Origin of the sequence: Sulfitobacter sp. HI0027, assembly GCF_001634775.1 — a bacterium.
Taxonomy (GTDB): Bacteria; Pseudomonadota; Alphaproteobacteria; order Rhodobacterales; family Rhodobacteraceae; genus Sulfitobacter.
Genome location: NZ_LWER01000096.1, coordinates 1 through 282, shown reverse-complemented (window position 1 = coordinate 282; position 282 = coordinate 1). Strand labels below are relative to the sequence as shown.

Annotated in this window: 1 protein-coding gene; it reads right to left on the bottom strand. The window is 61.7% G+C overall.

Translation table 11 applies throughout. From position 1 onward, the window contains the following. On the bottom strand, positions 1-282 hold a 282-nt coding region (locus A3722_RS05175), incomplete at both ends, for a hypothetical protein (RefSeq protein ID WP_150120446.1).

The following is a 282-nucleotide window of genomic DNA, read 5'->3' as shown; positions in this document are numbered from 1 at the left end:
GTCGGCGTGTGGATCGCATTGGCATTACGGACGCGGTTCTTGATGACATCGGCGATCTTGCTCTTGATGCGCTCCTCGCCCGGTGTCTCATCCACGATGGCGTCGCTGTAGGTCTCGATCAGTTCCGGCTCGGGCATATCGTCCGCTTCGGGGCGTTTGATAAGACCGGGCATGCGGCCAAACAGGCTGCGCGGCTCTGCTTCCGGCTCAGGCATAGGGGCTTGCTGCGCGTAGTAATCCTGACTTGCGTCCTGTGCGGCCCAAGTCTCGGCTTCCTCAGCC